Source organism: Pseudomonas fuscovaginae SE-1 (assembly GCF_000364705.1).
GTDB lineage: Bacteria > Pseudomonadota > Gammaproteobacteria > Pseudomonadales > Pseudomonadaceae > Aquipseudomonas > Aquipseudomonas fuscovaginae_A.
Window position 1 is genome coordinate 17,529 of record NZ_AQOH01000063.1, and the last position, 15,905, is coordinate 33,433.

Below are 15,905 nucleotides of genomic sequence, written 5' to 3' on the forward strand. Positions count from 1 at the left end.
ACCATCGATAGGCGTGCGGCCCTTACCGCGGGCAGATGGCACGCAGGAAGCCCGGACTAATAAGATGGCATTGAAATCCCCCGCGTTTCGTAGAAAGTTTCCGTTGCTGGTCACCGGCGGTTTGCTGGCCCTGCAACCTCTGGCCACTTCGTTCGTCGTTGCTGCTGAACAGTATGACTGCTCGGCCTCGGCTTCGGGCGCCTGGAGTTGTGCGCCGAAAGCGACCACCGCCCAGTTGCCACCACGCCCGGTGCACGACGCCGGTTCGGTCGGCGGCCCGTCCCAGACCACGGCGGACAGCGGTTCCGCCAGCGACAGCGCGCCGGCGACCAAACTGGTCACCGAGGCCAAGGGTCGTGGTCTGAAATCCCGCAGCGCCGACTACAGCCACCTCGACTGGGTACCCCGCGAGAAGCTGACGCCGGCTCAGTTGGCCGAGACCGGACCGTACTGCTCTGGTGCCTATATCGAACCGATTCGTCCTGGCATGAATGACAAGACGAATAAAAATGACGCGCCGACCTTCATCGGGGCCAAGGCTTCGCGCTACGAGCAGGAGCAACAGGTCGCCAGCCTGGCCGGTGACGTGGTCATGCGCCAGGGCAGCATGCAGGTCGAAGCCGACGAGGCGAACCTGTACCAGGCGGAAAACCGTGGCGAACTGAACGGTAATGTCCGCATCCGTGACAACGGTGCCCTGATGGTCGGCGATCATGCCGATGTCCAGCTGGACACCGGCGAAGCCAAGGTCGACAACGCCGAATACGTTCTGCACAAGTCGCGCATTCGCGGCAGCGCGCTCTACGCCAAGCGTGCCGAAAACGCGATCATCCGTCTCAAGGACGGTACGTACACCACCTGCGAACCGAGCAGCAACGCCTGGCAGCTCAAGGGCAACAACATCACTCTGAACCCGGCGACCGGCTTCGGTACCGCGACCAACGTGACCCTGCGGGTCAAGGACATCCCTGTCCTGTACACGCCGTATATCTACTTCCCGATCGACAACCGTCGCCAGTCCGGCTTCCTGCCGCCGAGCTTCAGTTCGGGTGGCGACAACGGCTTCACGCTGGTCACGCCGTACTACTTCAACCTGGCACCGAACTACGACGCCACGTTGTACCCACGCTACATGACCAAGCGCGGCTTGCTGATGGAAGGCGAATTCCGCTACCTGACCAAGTCCAGCGAAGGCCAGTTCGGCGGCGCGTACCTGAACGACGACAGCAACGATCGCTCGAAGCAGACCGACTCCGAAAAAACCCGCTACATGCTCAACTGGCAGCACAAGGGCGGTCTGGACTCGCGCGTCCTGACCGAGGTCGACTACACCAAGATCAGCGACCCGTACTACTTTCAGGACCTGACCAGCGACCAGATCGGGGTCGAGCAAAGCACTAGCTATGTCAACCAGCAGGCGGCCGCCAGCTACCGTGGTGACAGCTATACCGCCAGGCTGAACGTGCAGGCTTATCAAATGGCCAGCGTGTCGAACATCACACCTTACAACCGGTTGCCGCAGATCACCTTCAACGGCGAGTTGCCTTACCACCCCGAAGGTCTCGATTTCACCTACGAGACCGAAGCAGTACGCTTCGAGCGCAGCCTGGAAACCGGTAACTACTTCGACAAGGATGGCGGACCGTTCGACTCAAACGGAAACGCTATTGGTACTCCGCGCCTGGACACCAACATCGTCGGCCTGGCACGCGCCAACGGCGATCGCCTGAACCTCAAACCCGGCGTCAGCCTTCCGCTCAACTGGACCTATGGCTATCTGAAGCCATCGCTCAAGTACCAGTACACCAAGTACGATCTGGATCTTGGCTCCCAGGGCCGAGACGATCTGGTCACCAACCGTGGCAATGCTTCTGCCTTGGGCGAAAGCTTCAATAGCTCGCAAAGCCGCGGCGTCCCCATCGCCAGCATCGATAGCGGCCTGTACTTCGATCGCGACACCAGCATGTTCGGCACCAACTACCGTCAGACCCTGGAACCCCGCCTGTTCTATCTCTATGTACCCGAGAAGGACCAGAAGGACATCCCGGTCTTCGACACCGGTGAATACAGCTTCAACTACGCCTCGCTGTTCCGTGAGAACCGCTTCTCCGGCTCGGACCGTGTCGGCGACGAGAACAAGCTGTCCCTGGGCGTGACCAGCCGCTGGATCGAGGAAAACGGTTTCGAACGCCAGCGCATCAGCGTCGGCCAGGCCCTGTACTTCAAGGACCGTACCGTGCAGTTGCCAGGCGTCGACTACCGCACCCGCGCCGACGCCAAGGCCAACGTATCGCCATATGCCCTGGAATACGCCTACCGCTTCAACCGCGACTGGCGTGCGACCGCCGACTACAACTGGGACCCGGACAGCCACAGCCCACGCTCGGGCAGTGCGATGTTCCACTACCAGCCTGAAGACAACCCGAACAAGGTCTTCAACGCCGGCTATCGCTATCGCAACGACCAGGTCATCTACAACCAGAACACTGGCCAATGGCAGTTCGGGGGCGACTACGGCACCCCAGGCACACCTGGCTACGTGAAGGACTACTACAAGATCCAGCAGCACGATTTCTCGGTCATCTGGCCAATCGTGCCGCAGTGGAACGTCATCAGCCGCTGGCAGTACGACTACAACCGCAACCGCACGCTGGAAGCCTTCGGTGGTTTCGAGTACGACAACTGCTGCTGGAAACTGCGTCTGATCAACCGTTACTGGGTCAAGTATGACGAGTTCAGTCAAGACGCCCCACAGAACGAGAAAGGCGACCGCGGCATCTTCCTCCAAATTGTCCTGAAAGGTCTGGGCGGCGTCATGGGCCAGAAAGTAGAAACCTTCCTCGACAAAGGCATCCAAGGTTATCGTGAACGTGAAGATCAAGCTTTCTGATTGTCTGCGCCCGCTGATGCTGGGCGCCCTGGCCCTGAGTGCCGCGGTTCACGCCGCGGTGCAACCTCTGGACAACGTCGTGGCGATCGTCGACAACGACGTGATCATGCAGAGCCAACTGGACCAGCGCGTCCATGAAGTCCAGCAGAGCATCGCCAAGCGTGGCGGTGGCGTGCCACCGACCAGCGTCCTGGACCAGCAGGTCCTCGACCGCCTGATCGTCGAGAACCTGCAACTGCAGATCGGCGAACGCTCCGGCATTCGCATTTCCGACGAGGAATTGAACCAGGCCATCGGCAGCATCGCCCAGCGCAACAACATGTCGATCGACCAATTCAAGGCCGCCCTGGCCCACGACGGCCTCTCCTACGAGGACGCCCGCGACCAGGTACGTCGTGAAATGATCATCAGCCGCGTACGCCAGCGCCGGGTTGCCGAACGTGTGCAGGTCTCCGAACAGGAAGTGAAGAACTTCCTCGCCTCGGACCTGGGCAAGATGCAGCTCTCCGAAGAACTGCACCTGGCCAACATCCTGATCGCCACCCCGGACAGCGCCAGCTCGCAGGCCATTCAGGCTGCAGCGGCCCAGGCCCAGGACATCTACCGGCAACTGAAGCAAGGCGCCGACTTCGCCCAACTGGCGATCGCCAAGTCCGGCAGCGACAACGCCCTCGAAGGCGGCGACATGGGCTGGCGCAAGCCGGCACAACTGCCACCGCCATTCGACCAGATGCTGAGCAACCTGCCGGTAGGCGGGATCACCGAGCCAGCCCGTGCACCCGGTGGTTTCATCATCCTCAAGGTGCTGGACAAGCGTGGCGGCGAGACCCAGATGCGCGACGAAGTGCATGTTCGTCACATCCTGATCAAGCCGAACGCCATCCGTAGCGAAGCCGAAACCCAGGCACTGGCGCAGAAAATCTACGAACGCATCCAGAATGGCGAAGACTTCGCCACCCTGGCCAAGAGCTTCTCGGAAGACCCGGGATCGGCCCTCAACGGCGGCGACCTGAACTGGATCGACCCGAAAGTGCTGGTTCCCGAGTTCCAGGAAGTGATGGCGAAGACCCCGCAAGGCGTGCTCTCCAAGCCGTTCAAGACCCAATACGGCTGGCACGTGCTGGAAGTCCTGGGCCGTCGCGCCACCGACAGCACCAACCAGGCCCGCGAGCAACAGGCGATGACCGTCCTGCGTAACCGCAAGTACGACGAAGAGCTGCAGACCTGGCTGCGCCAGATCCGCGACGAAGCCTACGTTGAAATCAAGCTCCCTGGCGCAGACCAGGCGGCCAAGTGAGCCCCAGGCGTTTTGCGCTGACCCCCGGCGAGCCGGCAGGCATCGGTCCCGACCTGTGCCTGCTGCTGGCCTCGCAGCCCCAGCCCTACCCCCTGATTGCCATTACCAGCCGTGACCTGCTCGCCGAGCGGGCCACGCAGTTGGCCGTGGCCGTCGACCTGCTGCCGGTGGGGCCGGATGACTGGCCCGCACAGCCCGCCCCCGCCGGCAGCCTCTATGTCTGGGACACGCCACTGGCTGCCCCGGTCGTGCCGGGGCAACTGGACCAGGCCAATGCGGCCTTTGTCCTGGAAACCCTGACCCGCGCCGGTGAAGGCTGCCTCAACGGCGACTTCGCCGGCATGATCACCGCCCCGGTGCACAAGGGTGTGATCAACGACTCCGGCATCGCGTTTTCCGGACATACGGAATTTCTCGCCGACCTGACCCATACCCACCAGGTGGTGATGATGCTGGCCACCCGCGGGCTGCGAGTGGCGCTGGTCACCACCCACCTGCCGTTGCGCCAGGTGGCCGACGCGATTACCACCGAGCGGCTGGAGCGTGTCACACGAATCCTGCACGCCGATCTCAGGGAAAAATTCGGCATCACCCAACCGCGAATCCTGGTATGCGGGCTGAACCCCCATGCCGGCGAAGGCGGCCATCTGGGCCACGAAGAGATCGACGTCATCGAACCGACCCTGGAGCGTCTGCGCAGCGAGGGCATGGACTTGCGCGGCCCGCTGCCCGCCGACACTCTGTTTACCCCCAAATATCTGGAGCACTGCGACGCGGTGCTGGCGATGTACCACGACCAGGGCCTGCCCGTGCTGAAATACAAGGGCTTCGGCGCAGCCGTCAATGTGACCCTGGGCTTGCCGATCATCCGCACTTCGGTCGACCACGGCACCGCCCTGGATCTGGCCGGCAGTGGCAGAGTCGATACCGGCAGCCTGCAAGTCGCCCTGGAAACCGCCTACCAGATGGCCGAGACCCGTTTATGAGCGAGCAATACCAACACCGGGCGCGCAAGCGTTTCGGCCAGAACTTCCTGCACGATGCCGGCGTGATCGATCGCATCCTGCGGGCCATCCGTGCCAAGTCGGAAGACCGCATGCTGGAAATCGGCCCGGGCCAGGGCGCCCTGACCGAAGGCCTGCTGAGCAGCGGCGCACAGCTGGACGTCGTCGAGCTGGACAAGGACCTGATTCCGATCCTCAACCAGCAGTTCGCCGGCAAGCCGAACTTCCAACTGCACCAGGGCGATGCGCTGAAGTTCGACTTCACCACCCTGAACGCTGCGCCCAACAGCCTGCGGGTCGTCGGCAACCTGCCCTACAATATCTCCACGCCGCTGATTTTCCACCTGCTGGACAATGCCAAGCTCATCCGCGACATGCACTTCATGCTGCAGAAGGAAGTCGTCGAGCGACTGGCGGCCGGTCCAGGAGGCGGCGACTGGGGCCGCCTGTCGATCATGGTCCAGTATCACTGCCGGGTTGAACACCTGTTCAACGTCGGCCCTGGCGCCTTCAACCCGCCGCCCAAGGTCGATTCGGCGATCGTCCGCCTGGTGCCTCACGAGGTGCTGCCGCACCCGGCCAAGGACCATCGCCTGTTGGAGCGCATCGTTCGCGAAGCCTTCAACCAGCGCCGCAAGACCCTGCGCAACACACTCAAGGCCCTGCTCGACAGCGCCGAGATCGAGGCCGCCGGCGTCGATGGCAGCCTGCGCCCGGAACAGTTGGACCTGGCCGCCTTCGTCCGCCTGGCCGACAAGCTCAGCGAGCAGTCCGACAAGCCGCCGCTCGCCGACTGACAACACATCCCGCCGTGCTCGGGTACAACGCCGGATACCCTGTCTGGCCTACTACCCGGCACTTGGCCTAGACTGAGTGCCATCAGTCGCGTCTTTAGATTTTGTTTCCAAGGCCTCTCGCATGTCCGATCCTCGCTATCAGGTCGACGTCAGCGTCGTCACCCGGTTCCTCGCTGAACAATCCCAGCCCGAACAGAACCGTTTCGCCTTTGCCTACACCATTACCGTGCGGAACAATGGGCAGTTGCCTGCGCGCCTGCTGTCCCGCCACTGGGTGATCACCGACGGTGACGGCCACGTGGAGGAGGTTCGCGGTGCCGGCGTGGTGGGCCAGCAGCCGCTGATCGAGGTCGGGGAAAGCCACACCTACAGCAGTGGCACAGTCATGACCACCCAGGTCGGCAACATGCACGGCAGCTACCAGATGCTGGCCGAAGATGGCCAGCACTTCGATGCCATCATCGCGCCCTTCCGCCTCGCCGTACCCGGAGCCCTGCACTGATGGCGGTGTACGCCGTCGGCGACCTGCAAGGCTGCCTGGAACCGCTCAAGTGTCTGCTCGAACGGGTTCGCTTCGACCCTGCCTGCGATCGCCTGTGGCTGGTCGGCGACCTGGTCAACCGCGGCCCGCAGTCCCTGGAAACCCTGCGCTACCTCTATCGCCTGCGCGACTCGCTGGTCTGCGTGCTCGGCAATCACGACCTGCATCTGCTGGCCGCGGCCCAGAACGTCGAACGCCTGAAGAAAAGCGATACCCTGCGCGAAATCATCGAAGCCCCGGATGCACCGGAGCTGCTCGGCTGGCTGCGCCAGCAAAAGCTGCTGCACCACGACCCGGAACGCAACGTGGCGCTGGTTCACGCCGGCATCCCGCCGCAATGGTCGCTCAAGAAAGCCCTCAAGCTGGCTGCGGAAGTCGAAACGGCCCTGCGTGACGACCATCAGTACAAGCCGTTCCTGGCCGGCATGTACGGCAACGAGCCGAACAAATGGGACGGCGACCTGGAAGGTGTCACGCGCCTGCGGGTGATCACCAACTATTTCACCCGCATGCGCTTCTGCACCGCCGAAGGCAAGCTCGACCTCAAGGGCAAGGAAGGCGCCGATACCGCGCCGGCCGGTTACGCGCCATGGTTCAGCTTCAGGGAGCGCAAGACCCAGGGGCTGAAGATCATCTTCGGCCACTGGGCCGCACTCGAAGGCCAATGCGACGAACCGGACATCTTTGCCCTCGACACCGGCTGCGTCTGGGGCGGCGCCATGACCCTGATGAACATCGACACCGGCGAGCGCTTGAGTTGCAAATGTGACAGCCAGGGTGGTGTCGCACCGCCACCCACCCTGGCCGAGCGCTTCCGCGCCTGGCTCTATCGCTGACCTACACGATCTTCACGCACCCGACCGGAGCCCATCATGAGCGAATTCAAACGTATCCCCCCCGAACAAGCCCAGGCCCTGCGCGAGCAAGGTGCCGTGGTCGTCGACATCCGCGACCCGCAGGCATTTGCCCTGCAGCACATCGCGGGCGCGAAACACCTGGACAACCACTCGTTGCACGACTTCATCACCCACGCCGACCTGGATAAGCCGCTGGTGGTGTGCTGCTACCACGGCAATTCCAGCCAGAGCGCGGCAGCCTACCTGGCCGGCCAGGGTTTCTCCGAGGTCTACAGCCTGGATGGCGGCTTCGAGCTCTGGCGTGCGACCTATCCTTCGGAAATCGCTCAAGATATTTCCGAATAATTTTTTTCTTCGGCTCCAGCCCGCATGAACCGTGGGCTAGAGCATTTTCTGACGAACGGTAAAGCGCAACTAATTGCGCATCCCGCCTTGACCTCCCGGATTCCGAACTATCCTTAAGCCCGAGGCCATCCAAATCAGGGGAGAGCCGGTACACCGGCGTACGGGTCATCGGTAGTAATTTTCAGGGCCATCGCCGCCCTGAAGGTGTTCTGGGGGGTAAACGGCAACGGGTTCCACCGTTGCATGCCAGCACTTGACTGACTGATCCGGCACCGGCTCCAAGTATCGAGCGAGGTGACGTCATGAGCATATTCAGCCATTTCCAACAACGCTTCGAATCCACACGGCAGGAAGAACTCACGCTGCAGGAGTATCTCGAGCTGTGCAAAAAGGATCGCAGCGCCTACGCCTCGGCAGCCGAGAGGATGCTACTGGCAATCGGCGAACCCGAACTGCTGGATACGTCCACCAACTCACGGTTGTCGCGCATTTTCTCCAACAAGGTGATCCGTCGCTATCCGGCCTTTGAAGACTTCCATGGAATGGAAGAATGCATCGACCAGATCGTTTCGTATTTCCGCCATGCCGCCCAGGGCCTGGAAGAGAAGAAACAGATCCTCTACCTGCTCGGCCCTGTGGGGGGTGGCAAATCCTCCCTGGCGGAAAAGCTGAAGCAACTGATCGAGAAGGTTCCCTTCTACGCCATCAAGGGCTCACCGGTCTTCGAGTCGCCACTGGGCCTGTTCAACGCCACGGAGGACGGCGCGATCCTCGAGGAAGACTTCGGCATCCCGCGGCGCTACCTGAACACCATCATGTCGCCTTGGGCGACCAAGCGCCTGGCCGAGTTCGGTGGCGATATCAGCCAGTTCCGCGTGGTCAAGCTCTACCCTTCGATCCTCAACCAGATCGCCGTGGCCAAGACCGAACCCGGAGACGAGAACAACCAGGACATCTCCGCGCTGGTCGGCAAGGTCGATATCCGCAAGCTGGAGGAATTCCCGCAGAACGACGCCGACGCCTACAGCTACTCGGGCGCCCTGTGCCGGGCCAACCAGGGCCTGATGGAATTCGTCGAGATGTTCAAGGCACCGATCAAGGTGCTGCACCCCCTGCTGACCGCCACCCAGGAAGGCAACTACAACAGCACCGAGGGCCTGGGCGCGATTCCGTTCACGGGCGTGCTGCTGGCCCACTCCAACGAATCGGAATGGCACACCTTCCGCAACAACAAGAACAACGAGGCCTTCATCGACCGCATCTACATCGTCAAGGTCCCGTACTGCCTGCGGGTCAGCGACGAGGTGAAGATCTACGACAAGCTGCTGCACAACAGTTCGCTGTCCAAGGCCCACTGCGCGCCCGACACCCTGCGCATGCTCGCCCAGTTCACCGTGCTCTCACGCCTGAAAGAGCCGGACAACTCGAACATCTATTCGAAAATGCGGGTATATGACGGGGAAAACCTCAAGGATACCGATCCCAAGGCCAAGTCGATCCAGGAATACCGCGACGCGGCGGGCGTCGATGAGGGCATGAACGGCCTGTCGACCCGTTTCGCGTTCAAGATCCTGTCGAAGGTCTTCAACTTCGACCCCCACGAAATCGCCGCCAACCCGGTGCACCTGCTGTATGTGCTGGAGCAGCAGATCGAACAGGAGCAGTTCCAGGCCGAAACCCGCGAGCGCTACCTGCGCTACCTCAAGGAATACCTGGCACCGCGCTACATCGAGTTCATCGGCAAGGAAATCCAGACCGCCTACCTGGAGTCCTACAGCGAGTACGGCCAGAACATCTTCGATCGCTACGTGCTGTACGCCGACTTCTGGATCCAGGACCAGGAGTACCGCGATCCGGAAACCGGCGAGATCCTCAACCGCGTCGCCCTCAACGAGGAACTGGAAAAGATCGAGAAACCGGCCGGCATCAGCAATCCGAAGGATTTCCGCAACGAGATCGTCAACTTCGTCCTGCGCGCCCGGGCCAACAACAACGGCAAGAATCCGACCTGGCTCAGCTACGAGAAGCTGCGGGTGGTGATCGAGAAGAAAATGTTCTCCAACACCGAGGATCTGCTGCCGGTCATCAGCTTCAATGCCAAGGCCAGCAAGGAGGATCAACAGAAGCACAACGACTTCGTCACGCGCATGGTCGAACGCGGCTACACCGACAAGCAGGTACGTCTGCTCTCCGAGTGGTACCTGCGGGTTCGCAAGTCGCAGTAACGGCAGCTGCAAGCGTCTGGCTGCTGGTCGTCGACACGCCATCCGGCGTGTCCACGGCCCTCGCAGCCGACCGCTTGTCCCCGAGTTTCCAGCCCGGTGCTGGAAGCTTGTAACTTGAAGCTGCCCGGAGGGCTCCCCCATGAGCTATGTGATCGACCGACGCCTCAATGGCAAGAACAAGAGCACGGTGAACCGCCAGCGCTTCCTGCGGCGTTACCGTGACCACATCAAGAAGGCGGTCGAGGAGGCCGTGAGCCGCCGTTCCATCACCGACATGGAACACGGCGAGCAGATCAGCATTCCAGGCCGCGATATCGACGAACCGGTGTTGCACCACGGGCGCGGCGGCAAGCAGACCGTGGTTCACCCCGGCAACAAGGAATTCACCACCGGCGAGCACATTCCCCGGCCACAGGGCGGCGGCGGTGGGCGCGGTCCCGGCAAGGCCGGCAACTCCGGCGAGGGAATGGATGAGTTCGTCTTCCAGATCACCCAGGAGGAATTCCTCGAGTTCATGTTCGAGGACCTGGAACTGCCCAACCTGGTCAAACGCAACCTGACCGGCACCGACACCTACAAGACCGTCCGCGCCGGGATCAGCAACGAGGGCAACCCCTCGCGCATCAACATCATCCGCACCCTGCGCTCGGCCCATGCCCGCCGAATCGCCCTGTCCGGCAGCAGCCGGGCGAAGCTCAAGGAGGCCAAGGCCGAACTGGAGCGGCTGAAACGCGAAGAGCCGGACAACTTCGGCGATATCCAGGAAATCGAAGCGGAAATCGAACGACTCAGCGCGCGCATTCACCGCGTGCCGTTTCTCGATACCTTCGACCTCAAGTACAACCTGCTGGTCAAGCAGCCCAATCCCAGCTCCAAGGCCGTGATGTTCTGCCTGATGGACGTGTCCGGCTCGATGACCCAGGCGACCAAGGACATCGCCAAGCGCTTCTTCATCCTGCTGTACCTGTTTCTCAAGCGTAACTACGACAAGATCGAAGTGGTGTTCATCCGCCATCACACCAGCGCCCGGGAAGTCGACGAGGAGGAGTTCTTCTACTCGCGGGAAACCGGCGGCACCATCGTCTCCAGCGCCCTGAAGCTGATGCAGGAGATCATGGCCGAACGCTACCCGACCAATGAATGGAACATCTATGCCGCCCAGGCTTCGGACGGCGACAACTGGAACGACGACTCGCCGATCTGCCGCGACATCCTGATCAACCAGATCATGCCGTTCGTGCAGTACTACACTTATGTGGAGATCACCCCGCGCGAACACCAGGCCCTGTGGTACGAATACGAACGCATCAGCGAGGCGTTCAGCGATACGTTTGCCCAGCAGCAGCTGGTATCGGCCGCCGATATCTATCCGGTCTTCCGTGAACTCTTCCAGCGCAGGTTAGTGACATGACCGCCAGAGAGCAGAAACAGGCCAAGCGCCAACCCCTTTCCACCGGCTCGGAGTGGACCTTCGAGCTGATCCAGGCCTACGACCGCGAAATCGGTCGTATCGCCGAGCGCTATGCGCTGGACACCTACCCCAACCAGATCGAGGTGATTACGGCCGAGCAGATGATGGACGCCTATGCCTCCGTGGGCATGCCCCTGGGCTACCATCACTGGTCCTATGGCAAGCACTTTCTTAGCACGGAAAAATCCTATAGCCGTGGCCAGATGGGTCTGGCCTACGAGATCGTGATCAACTCGGATCCCTGCATCGCCTACCTCATGGAGGAAAACACCATCTGCATGCAGGCGCTGGTAGTGGCGCACGCCTGCTACGGCCACAACAGCTTCTTCAAGGGCAACTATCTGTTCCGCACCTGGACCGACGCCAGTTCGATCATCGACTACCTGGTGTTCGCCAAGCAGTACATCACCCAGTGCGAGGAGCGCCATGGCATCGACGCGGTGGAGGATCTGCTCGATTCCTGCCACGCCCTGATGAACTACGGCGTCGATCGCTACAAACGGCCCTACCCGATCTCCGCGGAAGAGGAACGGCGCCGGCAGAAAGACCGCGAAGAACACTTGCAGAAGCAGATCAACGACCTCTGGCGGACCATTCCCAAGGGCGCGGACAAATTCAGCGAGAAGGACAACGCCCGCTTCCCCTCCGAGCCCCAGGAGAACATTCTCTACTTCATCGAGAAACACGCACCGTTGCTGGAGCCCTGGCAGCGGGAAATCGTGCGGATCGTGCGCAAGATCGCCCAATACTTCTACCCACAGCGCCAGACCCAGGTGATGAACGAAGGGTGGGCAACGTTCTGGCACTACACCCTGATGAACGACCTCTACGACGAAGGCCTGGTTACCGACGGTTTCATGATGGAGTTCCTCGCCTCGCACACCAGCGTGGTGTTCCAACCGGGTTTCGACAGCCCCTACTACAGTGGCATCAACCCCTATGCGCTGGGCTTCGCGATGTACCGGGACATCCGCCGGATGTGCGAGGCACCGACCGAGGAAGACCGTCGCTGGTTCCCCGAACTGGCCGGCAGCGACTGGCTGTCCAGCATCAAGTTCGCCATGAGCAGCTTCAAGGACGAGAGCTTCATCCTGCAGTACCTGTCGCCCAAGGTAATCCGCGACCTGAAGCTCTTCAGCATTCTCGACGACGATCAGCGCGACGATCTGCTGGTGCCCGCCATCCACGACGAAAGCGGCTACCGGACCATCCGCGAAACCCTCGCTGCCCAGTACAACCTGGGCAACCGTGAACCCAACGTGCAGATCTGGAGCATCGACCGTCGCGGCGACCGCTCGCTCACGCTGCGCCACCAGCAGCACAACCGCAAACCCCTGGGCGACTCGACCGAGGAGGTACTCAAGCATCTGCATCGCCTGTGGGGCTTCGACATTCACCTGGAAACCCTGCAGGGCGACCAGATCATGAAGACCCATCATGTTCCTCCCAAGGGTGAACACGGCGAAAACGAATACGGTCGACTCGACCTGGCCGTTATTCACCTCTGAGTTGCAGACACCTCCGTTGGCGGACAACACAGGTTATGCTGTCCGGCCAACGGAGGTTTTTCATGCAGATCTATAAAGTCGGCGGCGCGGTTCGTGATCGCCTGCTGGGCCGGCCGGTCACCGATATCGACTGGGTCGTGGTCGGTGCCACCAGCGAAGACATGCTCGCCCAGGGCTTTCGCCCGGTCGGAGCCGACTTCCCGGTGTTTCTTCACCCCCAAAGCGGCGAGGAATACGCCCTGGCCCGTACCGAACGCAAGAGCGGACGCGGCTACGGCGGCTTCACCTTCCATGCCAGCCCCGAAGTCACCCTCGAAGAGGACCTGATCCGTCGCGACCTGACGATCAATGCCATGGCCGAGGATGACCAAGGCAACCTGACCGACCCCTACCACGGCCAGCAGGATCTCGAAAACCGCATCCTACGCCATGTTTCCCCGGCGTTCGCCGAGGATCCCCTACGAGTACTGCGGGTTGCGCGCTTCGCCGCGCGCTATGCCAGCCTCGGTTTCACCGTCGCACCACAGACACTCGCACTGATGCGCGAGCTGGCAGAATCGGGCGAACTGGAAGCGCTGACACCTGAGCGCAACTGGAAGGAAATCTCCCGCGCCCTGATGGAAAAGCAGCCCCAGGTGTTCCTCCAGGTACTGCGTGACTGTGGCGCCCTGGCGGTTCTGTTTCCCGAACTGGAGGCCCTGTTCGGCGTTCCGCAGCCAGCCGCCCACCACCCGGAAATAGACACGGGCCTGCATACCCTGAGCGTACTGGAGCAGGCCGCGCGCCATCAGCAGCCACTGACCGTGCGCTGGGCCTGTCTGCTGCATGACCTGGGCAAGGGGCTCACTCCCGAGCAAGAGTGGCCAAGGCATATTGCCCATGAGGCCAGGGGACTGAAACCGATCAAGGACGTCAACGAGCGCTACAAGGTGCCCCGCGACTGCCAGGAACTGGCGTTGCTGGTCGGTGAGTACCACACTCACGCCCATCGGGCACTGGAACTGAAGGCTTCGACCTTGCTGGAGCTGCTGCAGAGCTTCGACGTCTATCGTCGCCCGCAACGTTTCGAGGAGTTCATCGCCGCCTGTGAAATGGATGCCCGCGGACGCCAGGGACTGGAGGAACGGGATTATCCACAAGCCGCCTACCTGCGCGGCGCGGCGCAGGCGGCCAAGGCCGTTGCGGTTCAGCCGCTGATCGAAAAGGGCTTCAAGGGGCCGCAACTGGGCGAAGCGCTCAGACGCGAACGCCTGAATGCCCTCAAGACCTACAAGGTAGAGCACACTGCCTGAAAGCCACCTGAAGGACCTGTGGTGCGCAAGACCTGAAGGCCTATTCGTGGCAGTGCGGCGGTCCGAAAAGCCACGTTCCTACAAGATGTGCAACCTTCCGGGCATGACACAGTCACTGTGGGAGCCGGCTTGCTGGCGATAGCGATGGGCCAGACGCTACTGAACTTGCGGGATGGCCGCCTGCGGCGGATCGCCAGCAAGCCGGCTCCCACAAGGGCGCGCGCGGCGTACCGGCTCAAGCGACAGGTATCACGAAGGCAGCAATTCTGAAGGGGTCAGTTGCTCACCACGCCACTCGAAGGCAACAGGGGCCAATACCTGGTCGATCCGTGCCTCGCTCCACAGCGCCGCAAAGCTCTTTCCCGCTTCGGGGTGCAGTTTTTGCGGCGCGATCAACGACAATGGCCACAAGACGAACGCATTTTTCAGGATTTCCGCACGCGGCAGGATCAACCCGTCGAAATTCCCCACCTGCTCGCCATACAGCAGGACGTCGATATCCAGCGGCAAACCCTTGCGTTCCGGCGCATAGCGACCGTTATCGGCCTCGATGAACTTCAACCGACGATCCAGCTCCATCAACGGCAGATCGGTCTGGGCCGAAACCACCAGGTTGAAGAACGGCCCGCTCCTGATGCCCACCGGCTGGCTCTCGAACACCGCCGAGCAGCGGATATCCTGCAGAAACCCGGCCAGGGCATCCAGGCCGGCGCACAAATGGGTTTCGCGCTCGATATTGCTGCCGAGCCCGAGATAAACCTGAGTTAGCGACATCCGCGCTCGATCTCCACGCCCACGCCCCGGGCGGCCGCGACCGCCCCCGGTTTGGTCAACTTGAGGTGCAGCCAGGGAATATGGAATTCGCTCATGAGCACCTCGGCCAGACGCTCGGCGAAGGTTTCCACCAACTGGAACTGCGACTGCTCGGCAAAGGCCTGGATCCGCGCCGACACGCTGGCATAGTCGAGCGCCAGGGTCAGGTCGTCTCCCGCTGCCGCAGGACGGTTGTCCCAGGCGAAACTGAGGTCCAGACGCAGGCATTGCCTGATCCCGCGCTCCCAGTCGTAGGCCCCGATCACCGTGTCGACTTCCAGGCCTTCGATAAACACTCTGTCCAAGCACTCTTCTCCGCAGCACGACAAGGGCGCAATGCGCCGTTAGAATCAGGGCGTCCTCGCCCGGAATAGTTAGCATGTTTTGGTTACTGGCGATCCTCGCCTACCTGCTCGGCTCTCTGTCCTTCGCCATTTTGCTCAGCCGCCTGACCGGAACGCCCGATCCGCGAATGAGCGGCTCGGGCAATGCCGGTGCCACCAACATGCTGCGCCTGGCCGGCAAGAAACTGGCGATCCTGACCCTGCTCGGCGACCTGCTCAAAGGGCTGCTGCCGGTACTGATCGCCGGTCTCGCCGGCCTGACGCTGCAACAACAGGCCTGGATCGGCGTCTGCGCCGTTCTCGGCCACCTGTTTCCCCTCTATTTCCGCTTTCGCGGCGGCAAGGGCGTGGCGACGGCGGCCGGGATGCTGCTGGGACTTTACCCACCAGCGGCCCTGCTGGCCGTCGCCACCTGGATCCTGACCTTCTACCTCACCCGCACCAGCTCGCTCGCCGCCCTGATCGCCACACCGCTGACCCTGCCGCTGCTGGCCTGGCAGGAACCGGCGGCGCTGCTGCCA

At 62.0% G+C, this 15,905-nt stretch carries 14 protein-coding genes; 12 read left to right on the plus strand and 2 right to left on the minus strand.

Annotation, left to right across the window (positions count from 1 at the left end; genetic code table 11):
• Positions 1-64 precede the first annotated feature (64 nt).
• From K675_RS0107410 to K675_RS0107460, 11 genes are all read left to right on the plus strand, one after another.
• Positions 65-2,890 (plus strand): LPS-assembly protein LptD, encoded by a 2,826-nt coding sequence (locus tag K675_RS0107410; protein ID WP_026145008.1) that lies wholly within the window; start codon positions 65-67, stop codon positions 2,888-2,890.
• A complete protein-coding gene (locus tag K675_RS0107415; protein ID WP_080635320.1) occupies positions 2,865-4,187 on the plus strand; it encodes a peptidylprolyl isomerase in 1,323 nt (440 codons plus the stop codon). Before K675_RS0107410 ends, K675_RS0107415 begins: the two co-directional genes overlap by 26 nt.
• A complete protein-coding gene (gene pdxA, locus K675_RS0107420) occupies positions 4,184-5,173 on the plus strand; it encodes a 4-hydroxythreonine-4-phosphate dehydrogenase PdxA (protein WP_017902881.1) in 990 nt (329 codons plus the stop codon). The genes K675_RS0107415 and pdxA overlap by 4 nt, the downstream gene beginning before the upstream one ends.
• Positions 5,170-5,988, plus strand: a complete 819-nt coding sequence (rsmA, locus tag K675_RS0107425) for a 16S rRNA (adenine(1518)-N(6)/adenine(1519)-N(6))-dimethyltransferase RsmA (protein ID WP_017902882.1) — start codon at positions 5,170-5,172, stop codon at positions 5,986-5,988. Before pdxA ends, rsmA begins: the two co-directional genes overlap by 4 nt.
• Before the next feature lie 121 nt (positions 5,989-6,109).
• Complete coding sequence (gene apaG / locus K675_RS0107430; RefSeq protein ID WP_017902883.1) at positions 6,110-6,490, plus strand: Co2+/Mg2+ efflux protein ApaG; 381 nt, start codon at positions 6,110-6,112, stop codon at positions 6,488-6,490.
• Positions 6,490-7,365: a symmetrical bis(5'-nucleosyl)-tetraphosphatase gene (locus K675_RS0107435; protein WP_017902884.1), complete on the plus strand. Its 876-nt coding sequence runs from the start codon at positions 6,490-6,492 to the stop codon at positions 7,363-7,365. The genes apaG and K675_RS0107435 overlap by 1 nt, the downstream gene beginning before the upstream one ends.
• 36 nt (positions 7,366-7,401) lie before the next feature.
• Positions 7,402-7,731, plus strand: coding sequence for a thiosulfate sulfurtransferase GlpE (gene glpE / locus K675_RS0107440; protein WP_017902885.1), 330 nt, complete (start codon positions 7,402-7,404; stop codon positions 7,729-7,731).
• Positions 7,732-8,033: 302 nt separating this feature from the next.
• The gene (locus K675_RS0107445) at positions 8,034-9,956 is read left to right on the plus strand and encodes a PrkA family serine protein kinase (RefSeq protein ID WP_017902886.1); all 1,923 of its coding nucleotides are present in this window, start codon (positions 8,034-8,036) and stop codon (positions 9,954-9,956) included.
• Positions 9,957-10,095: 139 nt separating this feature from the next.
• A complete protein-coding gene (locus tag K675_RS0107450; protein WP_017902887.1) occupies positions 10,096-11,367 on the plus strand; it encodes a YeaH/YhbH family protein in 1,272 nt (423 codons plus the stop codon).
• On the plus strand, positions 11,364-12,935 hold the full coding sequence (locus K675_RS0107455; RefSeq protein WP_017902888.1) for a SpoVR family protein: 1,572 nt from the start codon (positions 11,364-11,366) through the stop codon (positions 12,933-12,935). The genes K675_RS0107450 and K675_RS0107455 overlap by 4 nt, the downstream gene beginning before the upstream one ends.
• Before the next feature lie 62 nt (positions 12,936-12,997).
• Positions 12,998-14,227, plus strand: coding sequence for a multifunctional CCA addition/repair protein (locus K675_RS0107460; RefSeq protein WP_017902889.1), 1,230 nt, complete (start codon positions 12,998-13,000; stop codon positions 14,225-14,227).
• 249 nt (positions 14,228-14,476) lie between these two features.
• Here K675_RS0107460 and folK read toward each other — a convergent pair whose 3' ends face one another.
• Together folK and folB are read right to left on the minus strand one after the other, a co-directional pair.
• Positions 14,477-15,001 carry a 2-amino-4-hydroxy-6-hydroxymethyldihydropteridine diphosphokinase gene (gene folK / locus K675_RS0107465; protein WP_017902890.1) on the minus strand — a complete coding sequence of 175 codons (525 nt, stop codon included), beginning with the start codon at positions 14,999-15,001 and terminating at the stop codon, positions 14,477-14,479.
• Positions 14,992-15,345 carry a dihydroneopterin aldolase gene (folB, locus tag K675_RS0107470; protein ID WP_026145010.1) on the minus strand — a complete coding sequence of 118 codons (354 nt, stop codon included), beginning with the start codon at positions 15,343-15,345 and terminating at the stop codon, positions 14,992-14,994. The genes folK and folB overlap by 10 nt, the downstream gene beginning before the upstream one ends.
• A gap of 74 nt (positions 15,346-15,419) precedes the next feature.
• Between folB and plsY the strand changes: the two genes are divergently transcribed.
• Positions 15,420-15,905 (plus strand): glycerol-3-phosphate 1-O-acyltransferase PlsY (gene plsY / locus K675_RS0107475; RefSeq protein WP_017902892.1); only part of this gene is annotated, 486 nt, incomplete at its 3' end.